The organism is thiotrophic endosymbiont of Bathymodiolus puteoserpentis (Logatchev), assembly GCF_900127505.1.
Lineage (GTDB): Bacteria > Pseudomonadota > Gammaproteobacteria > PS1 > Pseudothioglobaceae > Thiodubiliella.
Genome location: NZ_UEXF01000019.1, coordinates 225,031 through 228,050, shown reverse-complemented (window position 1 = coordinate 228,050; position 3,020 = coordinate 225,031). Strand labels below are relative to the sequence as shown.

The following is a 3,020-nucleotide window of genomic DNA, read 5'->3' as shown; positions in this document are numbered from 1 at the left end:
GACTGTTAAGGCAATTCTTCCCTAAGCGAATGGCTTTGGATAATGTGAGTGAGAAAGAAGCATTTAGGGCAACAGATTTAATGAATAATAGACCTAGAAAATGCTTGGGGTACAAGACCCCATTTGAGGTCTTTGCCAAGATGACTGGCAAGGACTATTTTTTAAATGGAAGTGTTGCACTTATGGGTTGAATTCGCCTTATTAAATTACACTCTAACCCTAATTATTCTTATGCTGTAAGTTATCTGTGAATCGCCTTAATTGCTCTCAACAAATATTTTGGATTGTGAGCAGAATTGTACATTGGATGCACTTCTTTATCGGTATCAAATAAATTATAAACTGCCATTTGAGCCGTTCTAACAGAATATTCGACTGTAAATACACAGTCCTTCGGTGCTTCTGCAAATTGACCTAAAAATGCAAAATTTGTTGCGCCAGCAGGTATTACATCTGGTCTATCGCCTGGCTCACGAGGCATAAAGAGACTGTCTACAAAAGGCATGGCGACAGGAATACAGTTTACTTTTCCAGCTTCAGTAATAGGCATCATAAGGTCCTGTATTTTTAAATGATAATACAACTCCTCAAGCATCTCAGCACCGGTGCACTCTGCCATTGTTTTGTTGATAAAATTACCCTTTCTATCGGGGTAGAGTCCATAGCCCCAGAAAATTTTCACATCGTCCGCCTGGTTAGGAAAGTGGGGTTGCCGAGCTATCACAATCGACATTAACCAGTTTGAATCAGTTATGGTGACGAGGCCACCTGTACCATCAACATTTCCGGAAAAGTTTTCCATATAATCTTGAAATGTAGAATCATGCATGGTGGCTGTAAATGAATACCATTTTTGAAGATCAATGTTGTCACAGAAAGGCGATGGATTGCCAAAGGTTTTATCTTTAGCCGCAAGCTTTTTCCATAACATCCAAGAACCGGACTCTGTCATTCCTTTTAGTTTTGCAGGAGTATCCCAGCTCCCATTATCAGTGCTTTCTGTAATAGAGCCATTGGTAATAAAGACATAGTCGTTTTCACCAAGAACAATTTCAGATTTATTTTTAAGATGAATCACAGTAGCCGTTTTAATGTCGGTAGCAATATCAAAATCAATATCAATCACTTCATTTCCCATTTGAAATTGAACACCTTTTTGCTCCAGATATTTCTTCATGGGTCTAACAACAGAGTCATACTGATTATACTTGGTACGCATAACCCCACCCAGTTTATAAAGTCCATCAACCAGATGTATGAAGCGTTTCATGTAACGCCTCATTTCTGCAAGACTACTCCATTTTTGAAAAGCGAACATTGATGTCCAGATATACCAGAAGTTGGTCTCAAAGAAATCAGCATCAAACCAGTCCATGATTCTTTTATTTCCCAATGATTCTTCTGCAACAAATGTGAGTTTTAAAAAATCAGATTGTTGCTTTAATGATAAACCATAAGAAGATACATCTATTTTTTTACCTTCTTTCAAGAGCCTGGCTTGACCATTTGATACAAATCGCTCATTAAACTCAAATGATTCATCTCTTACAGAAATGCTTTCATCTTCCAAAGAAGGAATATGAGACAGTAACTCCCAATAGCACTCGTAGTGTATTTCATGCATTCGACCACCGCGCACAACAAAGCCTTTTTCTCTTTCTCCTGCTCCGTCAAGAGCGCCACCTGGAATGTTGTCTTTTTCGAGGATATAAATATTCTTACCCAGAACACCGGCATCTTTTTCTAAATAGAGCGCACTAGCAAGTGAAGCTATGCCGCTACCAATTAAGTAAACTTTTGCCTTGCTCAGGTCTCGATCTTTATTATTTTTCATTGTTGATATCCTTATAGAGTATTTTTGTTGTGTTTATTAGAGGTGTTTGAAAACATAACGCTTGAATTCAGCTGTAGCATTAGTGGTCGGCTGGAATGATTTGTTAGGAGTTTTTCTGTTGTTACTTCCATTATTTTTTAACTCTTAATTGTTGTTTATTTTTTCCATTTACCAAAAAGTTTCAATCACCTAATATTAGGTATTGATAATAAAAATCTGTCAATAACTGATTTAAGTTTTTTTAAAATTTATGAGTATTGTACCCAAAGACAAGCCATTATTTAGAAGAAATGCGAGTCTTGCTGTGTAGGAGACCGTTGAATTATAAAACCCCAACAATTTCAAACAACAACCCGAACTTTCTTATTTCGAACCCGTTAAACTAAACAAAAAAAATCGGAGTAAAAAATATGAGTAAAAAACGAACTAAATACACCTCAGCATTCAAGACTAAATTAGTACTTGAATTACTACAAAGGGACCGTTGAAAATAAAAACCCACAAAACAACCAAAAAGCACTATGTTTGTATTAAAATACTATAAATATCAACAATTTAAAAAAATAATGACCATTCAAACAGAAATCACCAACCTAGAAGACTTAGTGCCAGCCAACCACATCTATCGTAAATTCACCAAACTTATTGATTTAGACAAAATAATCAATAAGAGGCCTCTGCATTAACTTAGTGTGATTTAGGGAATACAGAAAATAGCGCATTTTCCACCTAAAAATGAGAATAATAACTAGCTATTTACCGAGTTTTTGGTGAAAAATGTGCCATTTTATGGTTTTTATAAATTATATTGAGACTTTTGCATAACTCATAATTCTCCACCCTAATTTCAATTTTTAGATTTTTTCAAAAATATTTTCAAAACTACCTGTATTTTTTCATAAAGTTCAAAAAAAACCTTATTTTCCCAGCTGTTTATTGCTTTATTTCCCTATTTTTAGTCCTCTCCCACTCATTGGGCGTAACAATCCCCTAGACTTCGCATTTGTTTAAAAATATTCATCCCAGTTTTAAGATTGTGAATCATAGCAATAAGTTGCGCTCTAGTTTTGTTTCTTTCTAATCCAAGGTATCTTGCCTTGGCTAATCCATGATGTAGTTTGAGTAAGCCAAAAGTGCGTTCAACAATATAGCGAATGGATGATCGTTGTTTATTCTCTTGTTTTTG

2 protein-coding genes and 1 pseudogene are annotated in these 3,020 nt (G+C 35.4%); 1 reads left to right on the top strand and 2 read right to left on the bottom strand.

The features are described 5' to 3' along the window. Positions 1-191 (top strand): annotated as a pseudogene (locus BHECKSOX2_RS02985) (IS30 family transposase); the annotation flags it as partial. Between the two features lie 50 nt (positions 192-241). Here BHECKSOX2_RS02985 and BHECKSOX2_RS02980 read toward each other — a convergent pair. Then, positions 242-1,834 carry an oleate hydratase gene (locus tag BHECKSOX2_RS02980; protein WP_139682391.1) on the bottom strand — a complete coding sequence of 531 codons (1,593 nt, stop codon included), beginning with the start codon at positions 1,832-1,834 and terminating at the stop codon, positions 242-244. A 970-nt stretch (positions 1,835-2,804) separates the two neighbouring features. Further along, positions 2,805-3,020: transposase (locus BHECKSOX2_RS02975; RefSeq protein ID WP_139682473.1), on the bottom strand; the 216-nt coding region annotated here is incomplete at its 5' end.

Excerpts from the sequence above, each read along its gene's own strand:
- BHECKSOX2_RS02980 (WP_139682391.1), bottom strand. The coding sequence starts at position 1,834 with ATGAAAAATAATAAAGATCGAGACCTGAGCAAGGCAAAAGTTTACTTA.